Annotated in this window: 18 protein-coding genes; 7 read left to right on the plus strand and 11 right to left on the minus strand. The window is 54.8% G+C overall.

Annotation, left to right across the window (positions count from 1 at the left end):
* Positions 1–82: 82 nt before the first annotated feature.
* The 11 genes from CWO84_RS24635 to CWO84_RS12250 all read right to left on the minus strand — a co-directional run bounded on the left by CWO84_RS24635 (position 83) and on the right by CWO84_RS12250 (position 15,265).
* Positions 83–361, minus strand: a complete 279-nt coding sequence (locus CWO84_RS24635) for a hypothetical protein (protein WP_033157975.1) — start codon at positions 359–361, stop codon at positions 83–85.
* Positions 362–620: 259 nt separating this feature from the next.
* Complete coding sequence (locus tag CWO84_RS12205; RefSeq protein ID WP_033157974.1) at positions 621–884, minus strand: hypothetical protein; 264 nt, start codon at positions 882–884, stop codon at positions 621–623.
* A 688-nt stretch (positions 885–1,572) separates the two neighbouring features.
* Positions 1,573–2,967 carry a sigma-54 dependent transcriptional regulator gene (locus tag CWO84_RS12210; RefSeq protein WP_101052957.1) on the minus strand — a complete coding sequence of 465 codons (1,395 nt, stop codon included), beginning with the start codon at positions 2,965–2,967 and terminating at the stop codon, positions 1,573–1,575.
* Between the two features lie 91 nt (positions 2,968–3,058).
* Positions 3,059–4,483 (minus strand): HAMP domain-containing sensor histidine kinase, encoded by a 1,425-nt coding sequence (locus CWO84_RS12215; protein ID WP_033157973.1) that lies wholly within the window; start codon positions 4,481–4,483, stop codon positions 3,059–3,061.
* Between the two features lie 58 nt (positions 4,484–4,541).
* The gene (locus CWO84_RS12220; RefSeq protein WP_101052904.1) at positions 4,542–5,564 is read right to left on the minus strand and encodes a PIG-L family deacetylase; all 1,023 of its coding nucleotides are present in this window, start codon (positions 5,562–5,564) and stop codon (positions 4,542–4,544) included.
* 20 nt (positions 5,565–5,584) lie between these two features.
* The gene (locus tag CWO84_RS12225) at positions 5,585–7,048 is read right to left on the minus strand and encodes a carbohydrate porin (RefSeq protein ID WP_225893039.1); all 1,464 of its coding nucleotides are present in this window, start codon (positions 7,046–7,048) and stop codon (positions 5,585–5,587) included.
* A gap of 5 nt (positions 7,049–7,053) precedes the next feature.
* The gene (locus CWO84_RS12230) at positions 7,054–7,380 is read right to left on the minus strand and encodes a P-II family nitrogen regulator (protein ID WP_033157971.1); all 327 of its coding nucleotides are present in this window, start codon (positions 7,378–7,380) and stop codon (positions 7,054–7,056) included.
* A gap of 9 nt (positions 7,381–7,389) precedes the next feature.
* On the minus strand, positions 7,390–10,458 hold the full coding sequence (locus tag CWO84_RS12235; RefSeq protein WP_033157970.1) for a CusA/CzcA family heavy metal efflux RND transporter: 3,069 nt from the start codon (positions 10,456–10,458) through the stop codon (positions 7,390–7,392).
* Positions 10,459–10,479: 21 nt separating this feature from the next.
* Positions 10,480–11,649, minus strand: a complete 1,170-nt coding sequence (locus tag CWO84_RS12240; RefSeq protein ID WP_165786310.1) for an efflux RND transporter periplasmic adaptor subunit — start codon at positions 11,647–11,649, stop codon at positions 10,480–10,482.
* 12 nt (positions 11,650–11,661) lie between these two features.
* Positions 11,662–12,999, minus strand: a complete 1,338-nt coding sequence (locus CWO84_RS12245; protein ID WP_101052908.1) for a TolC family protein — start codon at positions 12,997–12,999, stop codon at positions 11,662–11,664.
* Positions 13,000–13,396: 397 nt separating this feature from the next.
* Entirely contained in the window at positions 13,397–15,265 is a 1,869-nt protein-coding gene (locus CWO84_RS12250; protein ID WP_101052959.1) for a sigma 54-interacting transcriptional regulator, read from the minus strand.
* 268 nt (positions 15,266–15,533) lie between these two features.
* On the opposite strand from CWO84_RS12250, the gene CWO84_RS12255 reads away from it, so the two are divergent.
* From CWO84_RS12255 to CWO84_RS12285, 7 genes are all read left to right on the plus strand, one after another.
* Positions 15,534–15,812: a DUF2282 domain-containing protein gene (locus CWO84_RS12255; protein ID WP_101052910.1), complete on the plus strand. Its 279-nt coding sequence runs from the start codon at positions 15,534–15,536 to the stop codon at positions 15,810–15,812.
* 134 nt (positions 15,813–15,946) lie between these two features.
* Positions 15,947–16,828: a DUF692 domain-containing protein gene (locus CWO84_RS12260; protein ID WP_101052912.1), complete on the plus strand. Its 882-nt coding sequence runs from the start codon at positions 15,947–15,949 to the stop codon at positions 16,826–16,828.
* Positions 16,812–17,588: a putative DNA-binding domain-containing protein gene (locus CWO84_RS12265; RefSeq protein WP_165786311.1), complete on the plus strand. Its 777-nt coding sequence runs from the start codon at positions 16,812–16,814 to the stop codon at positions 17,586–17,588. Before CWO84_RS12260 ends, CWO84_RS12265 begins: the two co-directional genes overlap by 17 nt.
* A gap of 3 nt (positions 17,589–17,591) precedes the next feature.
* Entirely contained in the window at positions 17,592–18,113 is a 522-nt protein-coding gene (locus CWO84_RS12270) for a DoxX family protein (RefSeq protein ID WP_101052916.1), read from the plus strand.
* Positions 18,110–18,832 carry an SDR family NAD(P)-dependent oxidoreductase gene (locus CWO84_RS12275; protein ID WP_101052918.1) on the plus strand — a complete coding sequence of 241 codons (723 nt, stop codon included), beginning with the start codon at positions 18,110–18,112 and terminating at the stop codon, positions 18,830–18,832. Before CWO84_RS12270 ends, CWO84_RS12275 begins: the two co-directional genes overlap by 4 nt.
* Before the next feature lie 46 nt (positions 18,833–18,878).
* Positions 18,879–19,811, plus strand: coding sequence for a protein-methionine-sulfoxide reductase catalytic subunit MsrP (msrP, locus tag CWO84_RS12280; RefSeq protein WP_101052920.1), 933 nt, complete (start codon positions 18,879–18,881; stop codon positions 19,809–19,811).
* 3 nt (positions 19,812–19,814) lie between these two features.
* Entirely contained in the window at positions 19,815–20,444 is a 630-nt protein-coding gene (locus CWO84_RS12285) for a protein-methionine-sulfoxide reductase heme-binding subunit MsrQ (RefSeq protein WP_101052922.1), read from the plus strand.
* The last annotated feature ends 149 nt before the right edge of the window (positions 20,445–20,593 follow it).

Below are 20,593 nucleotides of genomic sequence, written 5' to 3' on the forward strand. Positions count from 1 at the left end.
AGCTTAATCGGTTTTTCTGGGCTATCGGTTGTTAAAATTCATCATACAAGGGTGGGCACGGTTTTTTGTGCCCACGCGGTAATTAGGCTTTCGCCTTTTGTGTCGCTAACGCGACGGCTTGTTTTAATGTCGGTTCGCGGACCGACAACCGCGATACTTTCTTTTGTTTGGCCAAAAGAAAGTATCCAAAGAAAAGGCCACCCGGATGCCGCTTATTCCCTGCGCTCCGTAGCTTTTGAACGGGGTTGCCGAAAGGGCCTTCCTGCCCCTTCGGCAACGCGCCGCATCCCTGCATCGCCCCTAACGTGCTGCTCCGTTCAAAAGCTCCGGTGCTCGGCGCGGCATGCGGGAAGAAAACCATCCCGATTTCACGGTAAGGTCGTAAGGCGCAATTCGTAGGGCGTCAATAGGCGTAGCCGTATTGCGCCGTATGTTGGCTTTAAATCATTCGGCGCATTACGCTATCGCTAATGCGCCCTACAAAACTTCGGGTCCTACGCATGCAAGTCGGCTATCTTGCCGATTTGCTCGTTCAAAAGCTCCGATGCTCGGCACGGCATACGCGAAGAAAACCACCCCGATAAAACCATATGCAGGAATAATCGTAAGCGTTTCCGGCTTTAGTCTGCGACTCGGCATTGCTCCGGTTTCCCGTCTTTGAAGGACGGCGAGATACTGATCGGTTCGGTCAAACCTTTCATCAGCAGCAGGTAAGCTTGCTGGTCGATACACACCTTATTGAGTTTCCAGGTTCGGACCTGGCCTTGAAGATCGATGTGTTCGATACTGATCTGCTCCAGCGGCAGGGAGCGGGCTTCTGGAGGCTTGGCGTAGCTAAGTTGGGTGATGGTGGCCAGTAGTGTACTAAAAATTAATTTTCTCATGGGTGGACTCCGGGGTAAGTTTCAGAACAAGGCCGTAAGGGGTTAATAGACGTATCCGTCATGGGCTGTCTGTTGGTGTTAAATCATTCGGCGCATGGCGCTATGCTGCTGCGCCCTATAAAAACTTCGGGTAGGACGGACACGATTTTTGTACCTGCGCGGTTTGATTGTTCGAGCGCCAGGTGTCCGGCTTTGGTCGCTTGGTGGTTTGAATTCGTCGGCGGGAAACCCCGCTTGGTTATACTGGGATTTCTTCTAAATGCGTCGAGTCTTTTTCTCCACGCTTCGCCAAAATAACTCGAGCTATCTCGCCGCGAGCTCGTTAATTGGCGTAATTTTGTGCAATCGCTGAGTGCCGAGCGAGAACGCCCCACAAATTTGTCGAATGCTGCGCTTCGTGAACACAGCTATCGGTATGGTCATGCCAATTGAGCCATCCTGGTGCAAAACAGCCGGATTTTGGTTGTATCTGGTGCAATTCTGCCGGCGTTTTATCGGCTGCAAATCGCATAAGTCCATAAAAATCAAGGGGTCGGCTATTTGGCATCAACCTTGCTCCACTTAGATTGTGTTGTTACTCCTACCTGTTCTCATGTGTGGACGTGGCGCTCTGTTTGGTCGAAGTTCTTCGGACAGGCAGGGCGCATTTTTTTGTCCGCGCCAAATCAATTCCGGCCCGTCCACCCGCTTAAAACTTACATTTCAAATGATATTTCTGCACGCGGTAGCGTAGGGTTTCCCGGGTGGTGCCGAGCATGCGCGCCGCGCCGGTGACGTTGGCGTCGTTGCGATTCAGGGCTTCCTGAATGATGAATTTTTCCATTTCGTGCAGACTGATGCTGCCGTCCAGCGGAATGAACACGCCTTCCTGATTGACTTTGGCGTTGTGTGTGGCCGTCGTCGCTTGCGGGGCTTGTAGCTGCAACCATTCCACCGGCAAATTATGATCGTTGGACAACAACACGCAGCGCTCCAGCACATTGTGCAGCTCGCGGATATTGCCGGGCCAATCGTAGCTTTTCAGCATCTGCCAGGCTTGCTCCGGAATGTGGCTGACCGACTTGGCCGATTTGCGATTGCATTCGGCGATGAATTGCGGCACCAATTGATCCAGGTCCTGCTTATGTTCGCGCAGGGCCGGCATGCGGATGTTGATGACGTTTAAGCGATGATACAAATCCCGGCGGAACAAGCCTTCGGCGACTTTTTCCACCAAGTCTAGGTTAGTGGCGGCGATGATTTGTACGTCGATGTTTATCTCGGTTTCGCCGCCAACCCGGCGGATGCGTAGATCTTCCACGGCTTTTAACAGCTTGCTTTGCAAATCCAGGTCCATTTCGCCGATTTCATCGAGAAACAGTGTGCCGGTATGCGCCTGTTCAAACAGGCCGCGATGGCGTTTTTTCGCGCCGGTAAAAGCGCCGGCTTCGTAACCGAATAATTCGGCTTCCAATAATTCGCGCGGCAGGGCGGCACAGTTGATTTCGACCAGCGGTGCGGCGGCGCGGCTGCCGGAATAGTGCAGAATCCGGGCGATCATGCCTTTGCCGGTGCCGGTTTCGCCGCTGACGATCAGGCTGGAGAACGGTACGTTGGCGATTTGTTTCAGCATGGCCCGCAGCTGGTTCATGGCCGGGCTGGAGCCGATCAAGCTGTCGATGCTGTATTGATGGTTCTGCGAAGCGGTTTGCTGCTCCAGGCGGCGTTGGGCGCGGGCGCTGCGGGCGGCGCCTTCCACTAACAGATTCAAGCGGTCCAGCGAGCAGGGTTTTTCGATAAAGTCGTAAGCGCCCAGGCGCACCGCGCGCACCGAATCGGCGACGCTGCCGTAGCCGGTCAGAAACACCCATTCGCTGCTGCCGATTTCCGGTTTGAGTTTCTCCAGCAAATCCAGGGCGTTGCCGTCCGGCAGGTTCATGTCCGATAACACCACCAGCGGGTCCAGCGCTTGTCCGCTGAGAAACTGTTCGGCTTGTTGCAGGGAATGGGCAATACTGACTTCCCAGCCACCCTTGCTAAAGTAACGCGCCAATTCGGAGGCTAACAGGGCTTCATCTTCAATAATTAACAGGGTATTGGTCATCATGGTTATGGCTGGTTTGCGAGTTACGGCATTGTATGCGATTGACGGGTATTCGCCGGCGCATTGCTGGAATTTGTGCGGGTGTGTCGTTTCAAGTCAAAGGTAAGCTCAGGCTGACCCGGCCGTGGCCGGCGGCATCGTTGTCCAGTTTGAGCTGGCCGCCCAGATCTTTGGCGAAGCGCTGCACCATCACCAGCCCCAAGCCACTGCCTTTTTCCTTCAAGCTGACAAACGGACGAATGCCTTGCCGCAAGAAGGCCTCATCGAAGCCGTCGCCGCTATCAATTACCGTCAGCGACAGGCGCTGGGCGTCTTGGGCAATATGCACCGCTACGCTACCGTTGCGGGTGCCGATGGCCTGCACAGCGTTTTGCAGCAAATTTAACAGGGCTTGGCGGAATTCGATTTCCGGCAGCATCAAGGAACTGTCGGCTTTGCCCTGCACCGTAAATTGGATTTTATCGGTGGCCTGGTATTTGAATAGCGTGATCAAGTCGTTGACGACTGCATTCACATCGGTAGGCTGGGCAATTTTATTGCCATGGCGCGCCGAGCTCAGCAGGTCGTTAAGGTGGTTGGTCAAGCGTTGCACTTCGCTATGCAATAGACCGATACGCTGGCGCAGATCGGGGTCGATGGCTTCGGACAGCAAATTTTCCAGCGCAAATTGAATAATCGCCAGCGGATTGCGCAATTCGTGGGCGGTGCTGGCGGCCATTTCGGTCAAGGCTGCCAAGCGCTCGGCTTTTGCCAGGCGCTGGCTTTGTTCGAGTAAAGCGTGACTGGTCTGCCGCACTTGCTGCTCCAGGCGATTGGTGTAATGCAGATGCTCCTGTTCCAGTTCGATCAAGTGCTCGACCAAGTGATTGTAGCGGTCGAACAAGTCTCGCAAGATCGGGTCGGCCGTTTCGCGGGTGATCGGCTGCTTCACGCCTTCCGCCAGGCCGGACAATAAATCGCGTAGCGCATCCAGCGGCTCTAACACATTGTTGCGAAAAAAATAATGGCCGATCCAAAACAGCAGCAGCGGCAAAATGACAGCCAGTTGCAGTTCCAACTGGCTGTCGTCCTCAACGCCGATCAGCATTTTCTCTTCTTCGTTGGTTTGCCGATCCAGGACTTGCCGGATCATATTCACGGAATCGATCAGCGCCTGCGGATCGCCGTTGCTGGCGGCGGCGAATTTGGCTTGCAGGGTGTTCAAATCGACCGAGACCGTGAAATCAGTGCCGTTGTTGTGGGCTTGCAGTAAATCCAGCAGTCGATCTTGTATGTCATTCAGGTGTTCGGCCGACAGGTCAGGATTGCTGCGATGCAAGGCCAATTGCGATTGCAACTCAAGCAACTCGAAGATCGTTTCTTCCAAATGGTGGCCTTTACCAATGTCGGTTTCTATGGTTTGGATGCGTTGATGATTGCGCCAGGTCAGGCGGCCGATGGCCAGCAGTTCGCCGATCACCAATATGCTCATCACGATCGTGACGAAAATGACCGGACGTAGCAAAAGTTTTAGCATATTCGAGATCTCAGGTTGTTGACGGCCAAGCGCAGCGCCAGTTTGCGGGCAGATCCTTTCAAATTTTACGCCGACTCAAGGGATGATTATCAAATGTCTTGCGTACCTGCCGCAATTGCGCCAAAACCTGTTCGATACGGTTGCCGTCGTTGGGCTTGAGTAGGGTAAAGCACTCGCTGCTGCGTACGAAGGCCGACAAAAAATCACCCATAATGCGTTGTTGGGTTTTGTATTCGGCCAGCGCAGCCCGCTTTAAATCAATTTGCGCGGGCGATAGATTGACGCAAGCCCGGCTATGGCCGCGCAGCGGCAAGTCAGCGGGCAATACCAGCGGTTGATCGCTCCAGTCCTGCGCAATGCCCCAATTGGAACCGGTCGGCCAGCCGTGTTGCCAATGAATCAGATAGGCCAGTAATTTGGGTTGTGGGTGTGGTGTCGGGGTTTCCAATAGCCATTGATGGACGGCCAGCAGCGTAAACATACCCAAGCCGGCATGGTCGGAATCGTTTTCCATCACATCCGGGAAGGCGATGATCGTGGGTTTGGTATCGCGCAGAATGGCTACCAGCTCGTTGAGTAGATCCTGGCCGTCTTGGGCAAGTCCCCGATCTTCCGCTTCCCGGTAGGGAACGTGGTCAAAGCCGGTATATTCCGAGCGCATCGGCTGGTTGCGCCGCCAATGCGAGATCAACGCCGAGTAGATACTGCCATCCGAGAAGCCGAGTAAATCCAGATGGATAAAGCCATTGCCGAGCAGCTGAGCCGCGCGCCGCGACTCTTCCAGCCGCTTTTCGCCAAAGTCCAGATAATCCGCTGTAGACGGGTTGCGTTTACCGCTATCCAACATCACCGCGCCGACGTAAGCATCGCCGGCGGTGACGACCGAGCTGCGCACTGTGCCGCCGTTTTGCAATACTTGTTGAATCAGGCCGGCAGCACTCAAACTTTCATCGTCGGGATGCGGGGCCAGCACCAGCAGGCGTTCGCCCTTGCCAATTGCCAAAGATTGTTCCGCTACGCTAATGTCCGGAGTAAGCAGTAACAGCAGACAAATGCTTAGATGCTTTAAAGAGGGGGGCATGGGAACTCCTAAAGTTTTGCCTAGAACTCAAAATGCGCTCTGACGCCATAGACATCCACCGGCCCGCGGTCCGCGTTATAAGCCGGATTGGCGATGTGCTGGTAATCCAGCGTCATCCAGGCCGAAGGAAGCAAGCGCAATTTGTAATAAATGTCCACCACTTGCTCGGGCCGGTAACGCAGATTGCCGTCACCGATAAAACCGTCCACGCCGCCCAGGCGCAAATACTCGGCATGTCCGGCGGAAATCCAGCTGCAAGCGTAAGCGACTCCGAGAGCATCGTAATGCCGGCCCCAACTGTCGCCGCCGATTAAGCTGCCGAAGGATAGCGAGCGATCCGCCGAGGTATAGGAATACACTTCGGTTTTGCCGTCGCTGACCATGCCGCGTAAAAACACGCCGACGCCGTCGATTAACTGTTGTTCCAGATTAATGCCTATGCCGGTTTTGATGTTGGCTTTGCGCACCCAGCACAGATCCGGGGCGCTACTGTTCGTAGAGTCGTAATTGAAGCTTGTGCAATTGGCGGCGTTTTGCGCCGAGTTGGCTTGGTAGGCAGCGATGGCCTCGTCCCAACGACCCATCCGTTCCCGGTTCCGGTAGGCTAACAGCCTGACCGCACCCGGTTGTTTAAATAGGCTGTGGCGATGCTCGATTTCCATTTGATCGCCGTAATATTTGAACATCCGAAAATCCAGCGGCAAGTCGTTCGGATTTTGTGGCGTGGCGAAGCGGCCCAATCGGAAGGTCCAGTCGTCGAAATAATATTCGGCCGCCAAACCGACGCTGTAGCCGCGGGCGTCGGCGGCAAAATCGTATGCGGCATTGGTCAGAAACGCCATGTTCAGAAACTGCTGGCGTAAATCGGCGGCGTAGCTGTTTTTATCGAAAATATCCAGGATACTGAGATTGCCGCCGGTGATCACCAAGCGCCGGCTGTCGGCATTGCCCGCCAATTGCAGTGGGCCAGAGCTGACCGCATGGTTGTCGCCGCCCAGATTAAAGGTTTGTTTTAAGTAAAAGCGCGATTTATACCAAGTTGCGCTGACCGAGCCTGACTTTTGCAACTCAAAGTTTTGGATGCTGCCGCCCAGGCCTTTCAAGTCCGACAAGGGCAGTTCGGAAATCATTTCCGGCGCCAGATAGATTTCGCCGCCTTGCCAGGCCTTTAAGCCAAAGTAGGCCGTGACGGTGCCGGTGAAACTGCGTTCGGCGTTCGGCAGCAGCGAGTGCGGCGTACCGTTGAGGTTGGTGTATTGGGCAGGGAAGGCCGGTTTCCAGCTGGATATGTAAGTGGCCTGGCCATAGGCATTCCAGTGTTCGTCGACCATATCGTGCAGGTCGTGGTCGGCCAGCAGCTGCATAAACGAAAAGTTTCCGTCGTCGGCAGCAGGCTGTAATTCCTCGGCATCCGCGTTGGCAAAATAAAGCGTTAGTGCCAGCAGTGTGCCGTAGAAAAATGCCGGGAGAGATCGATGGCTCATGGGGTTCAGCCCAAATCCTTATCCCGTTCGCCGCTGCTGACGCGGCCGCCTTCCAGCACGTCCAGAATATACACCTTGCCGTCGCCATGATGCCCGCTATGGGCCGTGCGCATGATAGTCTCGAAAATAATCTCCACTAAGTCGTCGGGTGCGAAGATCTCTAGGCGTTTTTTCAAGAGAAACGGCTTGTAATCTTGGCTGTGCTCGGTCCGCTCGCGGCCGAAGCCTTCGCAATCCATGATCGACATTCCCGGAAAACCCGGTATTTCCAGTAATGCCATCGTGATCTGGCTGAGCTTGTGCGGCTGCACGTAGGCGCGAATTTCTTTCATAGTAGTCCCCTAAAGCTCGTCAGGCTCGGCAAAATAACGATACAAAGCGGGTAGCAAGGTTAAGGTTAAAATCGTGGCGGTGATCAAGCCGCCGATGATGACGATAGCAAACGGTTTGGCTGTTTCCGAACCGACGCTGGTGGACAGTGCAGCCGGAAATAAACCCAGCATCGCCATTAAGGCTGTCATCACTACGGGCCGTAAGCGGCTCACGGAGCCGTTGACGATGGCATCATGCAATTTTTGGCCGTCCCGGCGCAATTTGTTCAATTGAGAGACCAAAATCACGCCGTTCTGTACCGCAATCCCAAATAAGGCAATAAAGCCGACCGCGGCCGATACGCTCAAATTAATGCCGGTTGCTAATAAAATCAGTAAGCCACCTATCATCGCAAACGGCACGTTCATCACGATCAACAAGGCATTTTTAACCGACATGAACGCCCAGAACAGCAACACGAAAATGAGTCCCAAACTGATAGGTACGATGATGGCCAAACGTTTCATCGCTCGTTGTTGGTTTTCAAACTGGCCGCTCCAAACGATGTGATAGCCGGGCGGCAAATCGACTTGCGCAGCGACTTTTTGTTGGGCCTCGGCCACGAAGCTGCCTTGATCGCGGTCGATTAGGTTACATTTGATGGCAATTCGCCGCATATTGTCTTCGCGGCTGATACGGGACGCACCTTGGTTGATTTTGATGGTGGCCAGCTCGGAGAGCGGAATGCGTTGGCCGGTTGGGGTTTGCACCGTCAAACTTTCCAGATTGGCCACCGAATTGCGGGCGCTGTCCTCGTAACGCAAGGTGATGTCGAACCGGCGTTCGCCTTCCAAAAACTGCGACGCCGCCTTGCCGCCCATGCCGATTTCCATCACCCGCTCCACATCGGCGACATTGATGCCGTAACGCGATACCTTAGCGCGGTCGATGTCCACGATCACTTGCGCCAAGCCGGCCTGCTGCTCGGCCGCGACATCGGTGGCCCCCTGTATGCCGGCCAGGATATGCGTGACTTGATCGGCTCTGTCCTGCAAGGTTTGCAAATCGCTACCAAAGATTTTGATGGCGATTTCGCCCTTCACGCCGGAAATGGCTTCTTCGACGTTATCCTGAATCACCTGGGAAAAGTTGGTGAGTATCCCCGGAAAAATAGCCAGCGCCTTGTCCATGGCTTGTACCAGATCGTCTTTACGCTGATACCGCCAGGTATCCTTGGGTTTCAGGTCTATCAATACCTCCAGGTTGTTAAAGCCTTTGGGGTCGGTGCCGTCTTCCGGGCGGCCCAGCTGGGTGATGACGGTTTTGGCTTCCGAAAACGTTTCCAGGGTTTCCCGCACCTGCCGCTCCAGTTGTTTGGCCGTAGTCAGTGACACCGGGGTTGGTAGGGTGATAGTCAGCCAGATATTACCCTCGTCGAGTTTGGGCATAAACTCGGTGCCGATCAGTTTCACCGACATGAAGCTCAACAGCAGTGCGCTTATCGCAGTGATAAACACCGCGCGCGCGTGGCTTAACACCCATTCCAGCGCCCGCCGGTAATGATGTTCCATCGCATGTACCAGCGGATTGTGTTGCTCGGCCAGCTTCGGGCCCAGCAAATAGGTCAGCATGGCCGGCATAAAAGTCAGGCTGAACAACATGGACGCCACCAGCGCAAAACTCAGGGTGTAGGCCATCGGCGAAAAGATTTTGGCTTCCACGCGCTGGAAGGTAAAAATCGGCAAAAAGGCGATGATGATAATGGCTTTGGAAAACAGAATGGGCCGGCCCATTTCTTTGGCGGTGGTCAGCAGCGATTGCCGCAGATGCCGCATATCGGCATTGCGCTGTAAATCCAGCGTAACCTGTACCATCACGGCTTCGACCAACACCACCGCGCCGTCGACGATGATGCCGAAGTCGATGGCGCCCAACGAAATTAGATTGGCGGAAATGCCGCCGAGGTCCACCAGGATGAAGGCGAATAGCAGGGAAAGCGGAATAATCAGCGTAACCAGCAAGGCCGCGACAAAGCGCCGTAAAAATACCAGCAGGATAATCAGGATCAACACCGCGCCTTCTATCATATTGTGTTCGACGGTATGGATGGTATGGCCCACCAGTTCGGTCCTGTCGTAGAACGGGGTGATTTTTACGCCGGGGGGTAAACCAAACTCATTGAGTTCCTGGATTTTCTGTTTCACACCATTCAGGACATTGACTGCATCCCGGCCCTTGATCAACAGTACGATGCCCTCGACCACATCGTCGCGCTGGTTCATGCCCACCATGCCGTTACGCGGCTGCGGCCCGACGCTGATGTCCGCGACGTCTTTGATGCGCACCGGTACGCCGTCGTTGGTGGTGATGACGATTTCGCCGATTTCTTCCGCAGACTTTAACAAGCCGGTGCCGCGCACCACCAAGGCTTCGTCGCCGTGTTCGATATAGCCGCCGCCGGTGTTGGTATTGTTGGCGGCAATCGCCTGAAACACCTGATTGAGGTCGATGCGATAATTTTTTAAGCGGTCCGGCTTGGCGGCGACTTTATATTCTTTCACGCCGCCGCCGAATCCAACCACGTCGGCGACACCTTGCACCGAGCGCAAGCGCGGTTCGATAATCCAATCCTGTAACGCACGCTGCTCGACCAAGGGTAAATTTTTGGCGTCGATCACGTAGCGCAAAATTTCGCCGACGCCGGTGGACAAGGGGCCCAGTTGCGGCTTGGTATCGTCGGGAATGTCCGCATATTGCAGCCGTTCCAGGACTTGCTGGCGCGAGAAATAGTCCTCGGCGGCATCGTCGAAAGTCAGCGTTACCACCGACAGACCGAAGATGGATACCGAGCGCATATTCAGCAGATGCGGCAGGCCGTTCATTTCCCGCTCGATGGGCAGCGAAATCTGTTTTTCCACTTCTTCCGGGGCCTGGCCGGGAAACTGGGTGACGACCTGCACAAAGACGTTTTGTACGTCAGGAAAGGCTTGTACCGGCAGATTTTCGAACGCGATGATGCCGGAGACGGCAATCGCCAGCGTGGCGCCGATGACCATCAGCCGTTGTTGCAAACAAAACGCGATAAGGCGCTCGATCATGTGATTGTCCCGGTTATGGCGCTAGGGCTGGTGAGTACTTTCGGTTTCGACTTCTTCTTCGGCGCGCAGCATCAACGCTCCTTCTGTCACCAACAGTTCGTTGGCGTCCAGGCCTTGCGTGATGACCGCCCGGTCTTTCAAACGCAAGCCAATCTCGACCCGGCGCTGCCGGTAGCGGTTGTCGTCTAAAGCGGTGAATACATAATCGGCGTCGCCTTCGGTAAACACGGCTGTCAATGGAATCATGAATGCTTTGTCGTCCACAGCGCTTTCCACGCTGATGGTGGCATACATACCCGGTAGCAGGCGGTTATCCGGATTGTCTAATTTGCATCTGACTTGCACGGTGCGGGTGGTTTCGTCGAGTACTTGGCCAATGTATTGCACCGTCGCCGGAAAGGTCTCGCCGGGGTAGGCGGGTACCGACACTGCGACTTGCTGCCCCAATTTGATTTTGCCGATGTTGACTTCAAACACCTCCATCAGCACAGTCAGGTGTTTGAGATCGGAAACGACAAACAAAGGCGTATCCAAATCCGGCCGTACTTCCATGCCCGGATTGACGTTGCGTTCCACGACGATGCCTGGAAGCGTGGCCCGCAGCGCGAAGCGGCCGTCGGCTTGGCGGGCGGACAAGTGCAAGTTTTTCAAGCAGTCGGTAGCGCGTTGCAGGTCGCTACGGGCGCTGCTCAAATCGCTCTGCGCTTGTTCCAGTTCCTTGCGAGAAATGGCTTTGCCGGCGTACAGCTCCTGTTGCCGATTGAAAGCATGGCTTGAAAGGGTGACTGCTGCTTGTGCCTTGGCGAAATCGGCTTCCGCGTCGGCGACATCCGGACTGTCGAGTTCCAATAAGGTCGAACCGGTTTGTACCGAGGCGCCCAAAGCAATCGGCGTGGCGACTACCCGGCCGGAGACCGGCGAGCTGATACGCGAGGTCAGGCTTTCGTCATACACGATTTTGCCGGCCAAAGGTTCCAGCAAAGGATGTTGCGACAGGGTCAAATGCGCGGTTTTGACGTAGGCTTTTTTCGGCGAGTCGGGTGCCAGGGTGACTTCGCCAGCCGGTGCCGCGGGTTTGGGCGGCGTGGTAGCCTTGTCGGTGGGCTCGGAACAGGCCGCCAATAGTCCGCCAGCCAACAAGCACGCGCAGAGTAAGGGGAGACGGGTAAGTGGCTGCTTAGGTGTTTTCATGTCGATGCGTGGTTAGGGCAATTGAGTGGGCGCTTGGGTGGCATGTTCAATGCCGGTTTCCTCGCCCAAGGCTTTGACCAAGTCGTAATAGGCATTGGCGCGGTTGATCATGGCCTGGCTGTAATCGCGCATCACATTTTTATAGCTGCGTTGCGCTTCGATAAAATCCAGTACGCCGGTAGCGCCCTTGCTATAGGCCAGCTCGGCGCTGTTACGCACCGCCAGCGCATCGTCGAGTAAACCGCTTTGAAAACGCTGGACGATTTTGTCCGCGCTATTCCAAGTGGCTAGAGCATTGGCGACATCATTGCGAATACTCAGCTCGGTTTGCTCGACCGCCAGTTGGTTTTGGTTTAACGCGACCGCCGCCTTGTCCGATTGACCTTGATATTGATCGAATACCGGGACCGGCACACTGACGCCGACAAAAAACGAATTGAGCGCGTTATTGCTGGGATCGCGGGCGTAGCCGGCATTGACCGTCACATCCGGGTATTTCAGGCGCCTGGCCAATTCCAGTTCTCTTTCCGTCTGGGCGGCCCGTTGTTTGTCGGCCAGTAAATCCGGACGCTGTTGTAGGGCTTTGTTCATCAACTCGTCTTTGGACAGGTTTTGGCCGATGTCTTTAATGTCCGGCCATTGTTCCTTGGCTTCGAAATGCAGGCTTTCACTCGGCCAGCGCAGGATCACCGCCAAAGCGGCTTGCGCCTGTTCTACGGTAGTTTGCGCAGTATCCAGATCGGATTGCGCGCGCATCGCTTCCATTTTTACCCTTAGAAAATCGGATTCGGCTATATCGCCGCTGTTCATTCTGAGCTGGTTGGCTTTGGCAATGGTTTGGTAATGCTCGACAATTTCCTGCGCCAACCAGCGGTTCTTTTGCGCCAGCAGCAGGTCGTAGTAAGCGTCTTCGACCATGTTGGAAAAGATGCGCACCGCATCGCGAAAATCGCTTTCCGCCGCCTGAGTGGCGAAGCCGCTGCTTTGGATGCGCAGGCCGCGTTTTCCGGCGACTTCGATTAACTGGCTGAAGGAAAAATACTCCGCCGGGCCGCAGGAGACGTTGACATCGTGATTGCAGCCCGTGGCATTTGAACCCATGTTGGGCCGGTTGCTGATTTCGGAAATCTGCACGCCCAGGGTCGGATTGGGTATCGCTGCGGCAATCACCGCATCAGCGTGGGATTGGTCGATATTGTATTGCGCGGCGATTAAATCCAGGTTGCGCTGGTAAAACAGCGTCAGCGCTTCGTCCAGGGATATGGGGACGTTTTGGGCCTGAACCTGGAAAGTCAGCATAGCCCCCAGCGAGCCGAGCGCCGCGCTATGGATGAAACGTTTGGTTTGCATGATCGATCCCGGAGTTGAGCAATTGGTCTGCTTGGTAAGCACTCAAAGCAAGTAGTCTGCCAAAGCCAATGTGAGATCGACAGGCCTGGAAATTTGGCTTATTTCAACCTTATTTACCGGTGGGAATTAGGATGTTAGCGGTTCTATTGACTAGAAATGGTTTATATAAACCAATTAATGTCGGCGCGTGGCCGAAAAAATTCTAAGCCTGTATGCCGGCGCGGTCCTGAGGCACGCTAGTTGAAGCTGCGGATTGCCGGCAAGCAGGGGATACCGAAATGTCGGAGATACCATGGGGCAAGTTTTTTATCAGCCTTATTCAGCATTCCTGCTGTTTGGGGCGCCGCCGCTCAGCCCGAAAGGCCTGGGGGATAGCGTTTTCTCGAAACGGCCATCGCTAGCGACTGGTTTTGGCGATCCCCAATTTTTGCATGCGGTAACGCAGGGTGCTTGGTTTTAAATTGAGGCGTTGCGCGGCGCCATTGGGGCCTTCAATGACCCAGCGGGTTTGTTCCAGGACGCTGAGGATGTGCTCTTTAGCGATGCTATCCAGGCTGTCGCCGCCGCCTGCTGCCACGAGTTTTAGGCCGGCGTCGGCCGTCGCGGGCAACTGTTCCGGGCCGATTTCCAGCATAGGCGTATCGGTGAGGATCACGGCCCGTTCGATGATATTTTCCAGCTCGCGGATATTGCCCGGCCAGCGATAACTCTGCAAACGCTGCATCGATCTGGCACTGACGCCGGTGATTTTTTTACCGATTTTCGGCGCGAATTTAGCGATCAAAAAGTTCACCAACAGCGGAATATCTTCCAGCCGTTCCCGCAGCGGCGGCGTGGTCAGCGGAAACACATTCAGACGGTAAAACAGGTCTTCGCGGAAATTTTTTTCCGCTACTTCCGTCAGCAGATCCCTGTTCGTCGCGGTAATCACCCGCACATCCATCTTGATGGGTACTTGCCCGCCCACCCGCTCGAATTCGCGTTCTTGAATCACCCGCAACAATTTGACCTGCACATCCAACGGAATCTCACCGACTTCATCAAGGAACAGCGTGCCGCCCTCGGCCAATTCAAAGCGGCCGATGCGTTTGTTGATAGCGCCGGTGAATGCGCCTTTTTCGTGACCGAATAATTCGCTTTCAATCAAACTGGACGGCAAGGCGGCGCAATTGACTTTAATCAATGGCCGGTTTTTCCGGGGACTGGCGGCGTGAATGGCGCGGGCGATCAGTTCTTTACCGGTACCCGATTCGCCTTGGATCAATACCGAGGCGTCAGTCTGCGCGACGCGCTGGACTTGGTTTAACAAGGATTGCAGCGCCGGACTGCGGCCGATGATGTCGTCGAAATTATGCGTCGATTTAATTTCTTCCTGTAAATACAGGTTTTGCGCTTGCAGCCTGGCTTGCTCCCGTTCCATCAACACCCGTTCGGTAATGTCGATAAACATGGTGCGCATGTATTGCCGGCTGGGGTCGAGTTTGGACCACCACTGTATCCAAATCGGCTGATCGTTATCCCTGCGGCGCAATTCCAGCACGACGCCATCGCTATTCGTACCGTCTTCGATGGATTTTAGCGCTAGCTGCAAGCGTTGTTGCGCTTCGGGCGTGTCGGGTACGAAGGAACTGCCAATTAGACCCGGTACTTGTTCCGGCGTGATGCCCAGGATGCGCATGGCGGCCTGGTTGGCGGCCTGGAAACGGGTATCGGTGTCCTCGTGCACATAAGCAATCGGCGCTTCGTCGAACAAATCCTTATAGCGCTGTTCGCTCTGCTGCCGCAGTTCTTCTACCCGAATCCGGTTCAGCTCCGCCGCCGCCCGGGCCGCGAAAATCTTGAAGGTATAGAGCAAGCGGGGTTCTTCGGGCATTGCCCGTTCGTCGAATATCGCCAGGTGGCCGAGGATTTGGCCGTCGGCGTCTTGCAAGGGCACGCCGAGATAACTTTCTATGCCTTCTTCCTTGGGGAAGATTTTCGCCAAGTCCGACGGGTAATGGCACAACTTGCCGGCCAGCACATCGACGCAGGGGGTGCCGGCCAGTTCCCATTCCTGATTGTCTATAAATTGACCGTGCTCCCAGAAGGCCAAGGACCTTATCCGGGTTTTATCGCTGGTGAATTCGGCGATAAAGCCGTTCGCTACTCCAATGGCCGTGCACAGACTACGCACCAGCGATCTTAAAAAATCCTCGCCGGTGGTTTGCACGGTGCCTTCCACCAGCGCCCGCAGTATGGCCAGTTCCGACGAGTCGACAGTTTGCATGAGTGAAATGGTCCGGTTGCTTGCACTGAATAGCATTCTAACCAGCGGCCGCCACAACACCAAGCCGCAACTATTCGCGGCAGCCACAACTATTGGTGGATTTTCGGCGATTGGGATACGGCTTGAATTTGCTTGGTAATTTATAAGTGTTTGTTTTTATTTGCATGTTTTATTTTAAAGCGTTTTGGCATGCCGCTTGCCATTAGTTAAGCGTCTGCCGGGAAATCGGTGGACTCTACTAAATCACTTAACGACTAGGAAAAGACTGATGAAAAACGTAAACACTGTTGTATCGACCGCCATGGCTTCTTTGATTGTATTAGGGGCATCAGGTTTGGCATCGGCAGCTTTTGCCGCCGACAAAAAAGATATGGAGAAATGTTACGGCGTAGCCAAAGCCGGCAAAAACGACTGCAAAACGCTGTCTAATGCCTGTGCCGGACATTCCACCGCCGATAATCAAAAAGATGCCTTTATCGCCGTGCCTGCCGGCACTTGCGAGCGCATCGTCGGCGGTAGCATGGAAGCGCCCGCGGACATGAAATAACGGCACAGGCGCCGGTTACTAGGCCGCGCGAACCATTAAAGAGCGCAGTCATGCCGGCAGCGATTGCCGGCATCCCGCTCACAAGGTTCTGCGCTGTTTAGACGACACCCTTTCACCATTAAATCGAGTACCACATGACTCTCACGAAGCCACTCGCTAAACAGGTATCAGTGAGTTCGGCGATTCCGGCGCAAGCCGGAATCGGCCTTCGCTCTCAGCATCACCGGGATGCCCTAAACCAACCCATTCGGCCTGCGTGGTTGGAAGTCCATAGCGAAAACTACTTTGGCAACGGCGGTATTCCGTTACGCGACTTGGAAGCCATCCGAGCCGATTATCCGATCAGCTTGCATGGGGTTGGCATGTCGCTGGGGTCCGTCGATGCGTTGAATCGGCAACACTTACGGCAACTGCGCGATCTGATTCAGCGGATCGAACCGGGGCTGGTGTCCGAGCATTTAAGCTGGAGTGCCTTTGGCGGCAGGTACATGAACGATCTGCTGCCTTTACCCTATACCGATGAGACGTTGGCCCATTTAGCTGCGCGCATCTCGCAGGCACAAGATTATTTAGGCAGACCGCTGTTGATCGAGAATCCTTCCAGTTATTTGGAATACGGCTTTTCCAGCTATACGGAAAGCGAATTTCTCAACGAACTTACCCGGCGTTGCGGCTGCGGGATTTTGTTGGACGTGAACAACCTTTACGTCTCTTGCGTAAATCACGGCTGGCAGGCGCTGGCGTATTTAAACGACATAGCCGCAGACAAGGTTGGCGAAATTCATCTGGCCGGGCATGCCGTCAATCAATTCGGCGAGCAGAGCATTCTGATCGACACCCATAACGCGCCGGTCAGCGATGCGGTCTGGCAACTCTATCAAACAGCCATACAGAGTTTCGGTTGCCGTCCGACCTTGATCGAATGGGATGCCGATCTGCCGCCCTGGCCGGTGTTGGTGGCGGAAGCCGCAAAAGCCGACAGGGTTATGGAGCAGGTTTATGCACAGGCTGCGTGAGTTACAGCGGGATTTTTCCCGCTTTGTGTTGCAAGAATCCCAGCAACTGCCGGTGGGCGTTAAGTCGAAGGGCCTGAGTGCCGAGCAACGCCTGGCCATTTATCGAAATAATACCCTGCTTGGTTTAACGGCGGCATTACGCGACAGCTATCCGGTCGTGAACCGTCTGGTCGGCGAGGGCTTTTTTGCCGGGCTGGCCGCCGCTTACATCCAAAGCTATCCGCCGCATTCTGCCTGTCTGCTCGAATACGGCGCGCACTTTTCCGAGCTGATAAGCGGGTTTGCCAAGGCGCAAAGTTTGGCGTATTTAGCCGATGTCGCCAAGCTGGAGTGGCTGTGGCACGAAGCCTACCACGCTGCCGATGCGCCGATACTGTCCGCTACAGCGTTGGCGCAGATCGATCCCGCTGCCTACGGCCGCTTGGTTTTCAGGCTGCATCCCAGCGCACGCTTCATCGCCTCGGAGTATCCAATAGCCCGGATCTGGGCCAATAACCAGGCCGATGACGCCGGCCGGGAATACATCGATTTGCGTAACGGAGCTTGTTGCTTGTTGCTGTACCGTCTGGATCGACAGGTGGAAATCGATAGTCTGGATCAAGCGGAATATCAATTGCTACGGTTGTTGGCTGTTGGCACGACGCTAAGCCGAACAGTCGAGACCGTGCTCACTGATCACCCCGATGCAAATGTGCCTATCCTGCTGCAACACTGCTTGCTTAAAGGCCTGTTAACCGATTTTTATCTCGCGGATGTCTAACACATGCATACACACATCATTGCCAAATTATTAGCGCCGTTTTATCGGCCGCAAAGCTGGGGCCGTCGCTGCGGCCTGTTACTGGGCAGTTTGACTCCGTTGAGCAGTTTGCTGCTGCGCTGCTGGGTTGCTTATGCGTTCTGGATTTCTGGATTGCTGAAACTCCAAAGCTGGGACAGCACCTTATATCTCTTCGAAAACGAATACGCCGTGCCGCTATTGCCCGCCGGGTTGGCAGCGGTGCTGGCGACCGCAGTCGAACTTATCGGTCCGGCCTTATCGGCCCTGGGTCTTTGCGGGCGCGCCGCGGCAATAGTGCTGTTTTTATTCAATATCGTCGCGGTGATTTCCTACCCGGATTTGGGTAGCGCCGGCATTGAGCAACATAAACAATGGGGTGTCATGTTGTTGATCTGTTGCTTGCAGGGTCCGGGCAAACTGTCGCTTGATGAATTAATCTGCCGCTACTTGTTCCCAGTGAATGTTGGCGCAGTCAGGTCGGCATTAAAACGGGAGAATGCATGAACGTCCCGAACGGCGGAGCGCCGCTATCGGGGCAAACCGCGTTGGTGGTTCGCGGCGACTGCGGCATCGGCGCGGTGGCGGCGGAGGCGTTTGCCGCTGCCGGTGCCAAGGTGTTGCTCAATTATCCGCACGAAAGTGCGGCAGCGGACCGCATCGCCCAGCGGATTAGGGTTAAGCAGGGACAAGCCATGATATTTCAGGCGGATGTTAGCCGGGAGAGCCAGATTAGCAGTATGTTCGATGTACTCGCCGCCTATTGGGGCCGCTTGAATGTGCTGGTGACGAATGCCGATCTGGCGCTTGCTGTGCCGACTGGTGGTATAGATCAGGAGCAATGGCGGGAAATGTTGCGGCAAAATCTGGTCGAGCAATTTTTATGCGTCAGACAGGCGCTGAAAGAGTTTGCCGAACGGGGCGGGCAAACCGCTACCGCCGCGGCACCGAGCAACATCATCTGCGTATCCACTTTCCTGCGCGGCCCAAGCGATAACGAGCAACCCTACTATGCAGTCTGTAAGGCCGACATGGCCGGATTATGCAAGGCTTGGGTTTCTGCGCATGGCCAAGAAAATGCGGACAAATCAGTAGGTTTGCCGACCGCGAAACGCTTTATTGAAATTTGGAACGGCCTGCCGGCGTCGGACTCGGTCGCGCTGTTATCACCCGATCCGGAGCAAATAGTAAAAACCGCCGTCGGCTTGGCCGTGCCCGCAGCTTAAGTCCGCTGGCGAATTACCGTAATTAATAGAGCAGAGGCTCATCGAAATGAAACCCTATAAACCACCCGCTATCCCTTCCTCGGAAATCACGCCGCAAGCCCTGTTCCAGGAACGGCGAAAATTTATGCAAACGGCAGGCGGTGCCGCGCTGGCGGCCGTGTGGCCGCAGACACTATGGGCGATGGATAATTTAGGCGGGCTTGGAAAATCTAAATACAGCGTGACGGATGAACTCACACCTCGGCAGGCTGTTACCGAATACAACAACTTTTATGAGTTCGGCACCAGCAAAGATCAGCCGGCCATCAATGCCGGTAGCCTGCAAACCCGGCCTTGGACTATTACGGTAGAAGGCGAAGTGAAAAAATCCAAGGTATTTGATATTGACGAGTTACTGAAAATGGCGGAGTTGGAAGAGCGGGTTTATCGCCTGCGCTGTGTAGAAGCCTGGTCGATGGTAGTGCCTTGGCTCGGCTATTCGCTGGCGGAATTGCTCAAGCGGGTGGAACCGACCGGCAATGCCAAGTTCGTTGAATTTGTCAGCCTGCACGATTCGGCCCAAATGCCGGGACAAAAGTCCGCGGTGCTGGATTGGCCCTACCGCGAAGGTTTGCGGATGGACGAAGCCATGCATCCTTTGACGTTGTTGACCTTTGGTTTGTACGGGCAAGTTTTGCCCAAGCAAAACGGCGCGCCGGTCCGCATCGTCATGCCTTGGAAATACGGGTTTAAAAGTGCCAAATCCATTGTCAAAATCCGGCTGGTCGAACAGCAACCTCTGACCAGTTGGATGAAAGCCGGGCCGGGTGAATACGGCTTTTACGCCAACGTTAATCCCGAGGTCGATCATCCGCGTTGGAGCCAGGCCAAGGAGCGGCGCATCGGCGAGTTTCTGAAACGCAAAACCCTGATTTTCAACGGCTATGCCGACGAAGTGGCGGCACTGTACGCCGGCATGGACTTGCAGCGGAATTTTTAAGCCATGACCATCAAAAATCTCGACAACCGTGTACTGTTTTGGGTGAAAGCGGCCGTATTTCTGACGGCTTTGCTGCCGTTCGCCAAATTGGCCGTCGCCGCTTATGCGGATGAATTGGGCGCCAATCCCATTGAAAAAATGACCCACGTTACCGGGTATTCGGCTTTGAGTTTTTTGCTGATCACTTTGGCGGTCACGCCGCTGCGGCGTCTGTCGGGCTGCTTATGGCTGATGCGCTTGCGGCGCATGCTGGGTTTGTTTGCGTTTTTTTATGCGTCGTTGCACTTTGCTATCTACTTGGTTTTGGATCAATATTTCGATTGGCTGGCAATCGCTAAAGACATCCTGAAACGCCCTTACATTACTATCGGCTTTAGCGCATTTATGGTGCTGATTCCGCTGGCCTTGACCTCAAATGACGCCATTATCCGCCGTCTGGGCGGCAAACGCTGGCGGGCATTACATCGCTTAATTTATCCCTGCGCGATTGCCGGCGTGGTGCATTTTGGCTGGCTGGTGAAAAAAGATCTAAGCAGACCCATGATATTTGCGCTTGTACTGGCTTTGCTGCTGAGTATGCGCGTGGCTTACCGCTTGGCCGATAACCGCACTGCACATCAAAAGGCTGTTTAGTTGGCCTTGTGAGTATTTCCCTCGGGAAATCGGCCACCGGTTTCGGCTTAATGACGCCCGTATTCAGTGACAGTCATTGAAGGTTAGAAGCGTTGGGATCGGTCATTTCTTGTTTGAGGTTAGCTTATAGGCGGTGACTGCAATTTTGC

The organism is Methylomonas sp. Kb3 (genome assembly GCF_002834115.1).
GTDB classification, from domain to species: Bacteria; Pseudomonadota; Gammaproteobacteria; order Methylococcales; family Methylomonadaceae; genus Methylomonas; species Methylomonas defluvii.

What these genes read in the sequence shown, in the direction of transcription:
- CWO84_RS24635 (WP_033157975.1), bottom strand. Translation starts at nt 361, where the DNA reads ATGGTTTTCTTCCCGCATGCCGCGCCGAGCACCGGAGCTTTTGAACGG.
- CWO84_RS12205 (WP_033157974.1), bottom strand. Translation starts at nt 884, where the DNA reads ATGAGAAAATTAATTTTTAGTACACTACTGGCCACCATCACCCAACTT.
- CWO84_RS12210 (WP_101052957.1), bottom strand. Translation starts at nt 2,967, where the DNA reads ATGACCAATACCCTGTTAATTATTGAAGATGAAGCCCTGTTAGCCTCC.
- CWO84_RS12215 (WP_033157973.1), bottom strand. Translation starts at nt 4,483, where the DNA reads ATGCTAAAACTTTTGCTACGTCCGGTCATTTTCGTCACGATCGTGATG.
- CWO84_RS12220 (WP_101052904.1), bottom strand. Translation starts at nt 5,564, where the DNA reads ATGCCCCCCTCTTTAAAGCATCTAAGCATTTGTCTGCTGTTACTGCTT.
- CWO84_RS12225 (WP_225893039.1), bottom strand. Translation starts at nt 7,048, where the DNA reads ATGAGCCATCGATCTCTCCCGGCATTTTTCTACGGCACACTGCTGGCA.
- CWO84_RS12230 (WP_033157971.1), bottom strand. Translation starts at nt 7,380, where the DNA reads ATGAAAGAAATTCGCGCCTACGTGCAGCCGCACAAGCTCAGCCAGATC.
- CWO84_RS12235 (WP_033157970.1), bottom strand. Translation starts at nt 10,458, where the DNA reads ATGATCGAGCGCCTTATCGCGTTTTGTTTGCAACAACGGCTGATGGTC.
- CWO84_RS12240 (WP_165786310.1), bottom strand. Translation starts at nt 11,649, where the DNA reads ATGAAAACACCTAAGCAGCCACTTACCCGTCTCCCCTTACTCTGCGCG.
- CWO84_RS12245 (WP_101052908.1), bottom strand. Translation starts at nt 12,999, where the DNA reads ATGCAAACCAAACGTTTCATCCATAGCGCGGCGCTCGGCTCGCTGGGG.
- CWO84_RS12250 (WP_101052959.1), bottom strand. Translation starts at nt 15,265, where the DNA reads ATGCAAACTGTCGACTCGTCGGAACTGGCCATACTGCGGGCGCTGGTG.
- CWO84_RS12255 (WP_101052910.1), top strand. Translation starts at nt 15,534, where the DNA reads ATGAAAAACGTAAACACTGTTGTATCGACCGCCATGGCTTCTTTGATT.
- CWO84_RS12260 (WP_101052912.1), top strand. Translation starts at nt 15,947, where the DNA reads ATGACTCTCACGAAGCCACTCGCTAAACAGGTATCAGTGAGTTCGGCG.
- CWO84_RS12265 (WP_165786311.1), top strand. Translation starts at nt 16,812, where the DNA reads ATGCACAGGCTGCGTGAGTTACAGCGGGATTTTTCCCGCTTTGTGTTG.
- CWO84_RS12270 (WP_101052916.1), top strand. Translation starts at nt 17,592, where the DNA reads ATGCATACACACATCATTGCCAAATTATTAGCGCCGTTTTATCGGCCG.
- CWO84_RS12275 (WP_101052918.1), top strand. Translation starts at nt 18,110, where the DNA reads ATGAACGTCCCGAACGGCGGAGCGCCGCTATCGGGGCAAACCGCGTTG.
- msrP (WP_101052920.1), top strand. Translation starts at nt 18,879, where the DNA reads ATGAAACCCTATAAACCACCCGCTATCCCTTCCTCGGAAATCACGCCG.
- CWO84_RS12285 (WP_101052922.1), top strand. Translation starts at nt 19,815, where the DNA reads ATGACCATCAAAAATCTCGACAACCGTGTACTGTTTTGGGTGAAAGCG.